Source organism: Mesorhizobium sp. M4A.F.Ca.ET.090.04.2.1 (assembly GCF_003999085.1).
Taxonomy (GTDB): domain Bacteria; phylum Pseudomonadota; class Alphaproteobacteria; order Rhizobiales; family Rhizobiaceae; genus Mesorhizobium.
This window is the reverse complement of sequence record NZ_RZOT01000620.1, coordinates 1-3,253: the sequence shown is the minus strand read 5'-3', so window position 1 is coordinate 3,253 and position 3,253 is coordinate 1. Positions and strand designations below refer to the sequence as shown.

Below are 3,253 nucleotides of genomic sequence, written 5' to 3'. Positions count from 1 at the left end.
GGCGAGCGATATCTCGATTTCGCCGGCGGCATCGCCGTCAATTCACTTGGCCACAGCCATCCGCATCTGGTTGCAGCGCTCACCGAGCAGGCGGCGAAGCTCTGGCATGTCTCCAACCTCTACGAGATTCCGGAGCAGCGCCGGCTCGGCGAACGGCTCGTCGAGGCGACCTTTGCCGACAAGGTGTTCTTCACCAATTCGGGCGCCGAGGCGCTGGAATGTGCCATCAAGACGGCGCGGCGCTACCATTTCGTCAAGGGACATCCCGAGCGTTTCCGCATCGTCACCTTCGAAGGCGCCTTCCACGGCCGCACGCTGGCGACGATCGCCGCCGGCGGCCAGTATAAATATCTGGAAGGCTTCGGCCCAAAGGTCGAAGGCTTCGACCAGGTCGGTTTCGACGACATCGACGCGGCTGAGAAGGCGATCACGCCGGAGACGGCCGCCATCTTGATCGAGCCGGTCCAGGGCGAGGGCGGCATCCGCCCGGTGCCGACGCAGTCGCTGAAGCGGTTGCGGCAGCTTTGCGACCAGCATGGCCTGCTTCTGATCTTCGACGAGGTCCAGTGCGGCATTGGCCGCACCGGCAAGCTGTTTGCGCATGAATGGTCCGCCGTCACCCCGGATCTGATGGCGATTGCCAAGGGCATCGGCGCCGGCTTCCCGCTGGGTGCGTGCCTCGCCACCGACGAGGCTGCGGTCGGCATGACCGCCGGCGTGCACGGCACCACCTTCGGCGGCAATCCGCTGGCGATGGCGGTTGGCAACGCCGTGCTCGACGTGGTGCTGGAGGAAGGTTTCCTCGAGGATGTCCAGCGCAAGGCACTGCTCCTGAAGCAGGGACTGGCCGGCGTGGCCGACGAGTTTCCCGAGGTCCTTGAAGGTATCAGGGGAACCGGCCTGATGCTCGGCCTCAAATGCGTGATGCCCAACACCAAGGTCAACATGGCGCTGCGCGACCAGCATCTGCTCGCGGTCCTGGCCGGCGACAACGTCATTCGCCTGCTGCCGCCGCTCACCGTCACCGACGCCGAGATCGGCGAGGCGCTCGACCGCATCCGCGCCGGCGCCCGGGGCCTGGCGGACGCCATCGCCGCGGCCGCCGCGAAGTAATTCCGGAACCATTGCCGATGTCCGTTCGCCATTTCACCGACCTCTCCGCCGTTTCCGAAGGCGATCTGCGCTTCATGCTTGACGACGCGGTGGTGCGAAAGGCCAGGCTCAAGGCCGGCGAGCGCACCAAGCCGCTCGAGGGCAAGGTGCTGGCGATGATCTTCGACAAGCCCTCGACCCGCACGCGCGTGTCCTTCGACGTCGGCATGCGCCAGCTTGGCGGCGAGACCATCATGCTGACCGGCACCGAGATGCAGCTCGGCCGTTCCGAGACCATCGCCGACACGGCCAAGGTGCTGTCGCGCTATGTCGACGCTATCATGATCCGCACCACCTCGCATGAGCGGCTGCTGGAGCTGACCGAGAACGCCACCGTTCCGGTTATCAACGGGCTGACCGACGACACCCATCCCTGCCAGCTGATGGCCGACATCATGACCTTCGAGGAGCATCGCGGTCCGGTGGCCGGCAAGACCTTCGCCTGGACCGGCGACGGCAACAATGTGCTGCATTCGCTGCTCGAGGCCTCGGCGCGGTTTCGTTTCAACCTCAACGTCGCTGTGCCGGAAGGCAGCGAGCCGGATGAGAAGCACATCGACTGGTCGAAGGCCAATGGCGGCAAGCTGAATTTCACCCGCTCGGCCGAGGAAGCTGTCCACCAGGCAGACTGCATCGTCACCGACTGCTGGGTGTCGATGGGCCAGGAGCATCGCGCGCGCGGCCACAACGTTTTCCTGCCTTACCAGGTCAATGCGGCGCTGATGGCGAAGGCGAAGCCGGACGCGCTGTTCATGCACTGCCTGCCGGCGCATCGCGGCGAGGAGGTGACCGACGAGGTCATCGACGGACCGCATTCGGTGGTGTTCGACGAGGCCGAGAACCGGCTGCACGCCCAGAAGGCGGTTTTGGCCTGGTGTCTGGGAGCTTGATCTCCGGAGGTGTGATGCCTATCTGCGGCGCATCACGCAAATCGAGCGCGTTTGGACGCATGCCCCCAGATGGGCGGTATGGCCGCGCCCCGGAGCTTTGTCATGTTGGAAACCCGTCAAGTGACTAAACATCACCCGCAACTCGGCGAATTCGGCTATGCCGGCGACGACCATGTCGTGCCGTTCGAGGTCGCCCCGCTCGACGTGCGTGGCCGCACCGTGCAGCTCGGGCCGATGCTCGACGCCATTCTTGCCCGCCACGATTATCCGGAACCGGTCGCCCGCCTGCTGGCGGAAGCCTGCGTGCTGACGGTGCTGCTCGGCACTTCGCTCAAGTTCGAAGGCAAGTTCATCCTGCAGACCCGAACCGACGGGCCGGTCGATATGCTGGTGGCGGATTTCTCCACCCCGCATGCGCTGCGCGGCTATGCGCGCTTCGATGCCGATCGGCTGCAGGTGCTGACCGCCGCCGGCGAGGTCTCGCAGCAGACGCTGCTCGGCAACGGCGTGCTGGCGCTGACCATCGACCAAGGCGTCCACACGCAGCGCTATCAGGGCATCGTCCAGCTCGACGGCTCCTCGCTGGAAGAGGCCGCGCGCACCTATTTCCGCCAGTCGGAGCAGATCCCCACCGACATCAGGCTGTCGGTGGCCAAGCTGGTGACGCCCGGTCCCCGAGGCGCCCGTGAGCAGTGGCGCGCCGGCGGTCTTCTGGCGCAATTCCTGCCGAAGGCGCCGGAACGCATGCGCGTGCCGGACATTTCCGGCGGCGATGGCGATCCGCGCGAGGCGGTGCATGATCCGGCCGACAACTCCTGGCAGGAGTTGCTGGCGCTGCTCGGCACCATCGAGCCGACCGAGCTGATCGATCCGACGGTCGGCGCCGAGCGGCTGCTCTACCGGCTGTTTCACGAGCACGGCGTACGCGTGTTCGGCGGCGTGCCGGTTGCCGACCAGTGCTCGTGCTCGCGCGAGAAGATCCGCGGCATCCTCGCGGGCTTCTCCGCCGAGGAGATCAAGGACAGCACCGAGGATGGCGGCATCCACGTCGCCTGCGAGTTCTGCTCGACGCAGTACGACTTCGATCCGACGGAGTTCGCCGCGCAGTAGGCTCGCCTTCTGACAAGCCGCACCGCAATCTATCCTCTCTCCCACCGGGGGAGAGGATACATAGCCTGCATTGTCGGGCGTCCTTTTTGACTGCGCTTGGC

Annotated in this window: 3 protein-coding genes; all 3 read left to right on the top strand. The window is 65.9% G+C overall.

Going from position 1 to position 3,253, the window contains the following annotated elements; all coding sequences use genetic code 11:
* Nucleotides 1-1,113 (top strand): aspartate aminotransferase family protein (locus EN781_RS29235; protein ID WP_145965701.1); only part of this gene is annotated, 1,113 nt, incomplete at its 5' end.
* 17 nt (nt 1,114-1,130) lie between these two features.
* Nucleotides 1,131-2,042 (top strand): ornithine carbamoyltransferase, encoded by a 912-nt coding sequence (argF, locus tag EN781_RS29230; RefSeq protein ID WP_126056593.1) that lies wholly within the window; start codon nt 1,131-1,133, stop codon nt 2,040-2,042.
* Nucleotides 2,043-2,120: 78 nt separating this feature from the next.
* On the top strand, nt 2,121-3,152 hold the full coding sequence (locus EN781_RS29225; protein WP_126056592.1) for an Hsp33 family molecular chaperone: 1,032 nt from the start codon (nt 2,121-2,123) through the stop codon (nt 3,150-3,152).
* Nucleotides 3,153-3,253 lie beyond the last annotated feature (101 nt).

Bases quoted from the DNA above. Each gene is read 5' to 3' on its own strand.
- argF (WP_126056593.1), top strand. From the start codon at position 1,131: ATGTCCGTTCGCCATTTCACCGACCTCTCCGCCGTTTCCGAAGGCGAT.
- EN781_RS29225 (WP_126056592.1), top strand. From the start codon at position 2,121: ATGGCCGCGCCCCGGAGCTTTGTCATGTTGGAAACCCGTCAAGTGACT.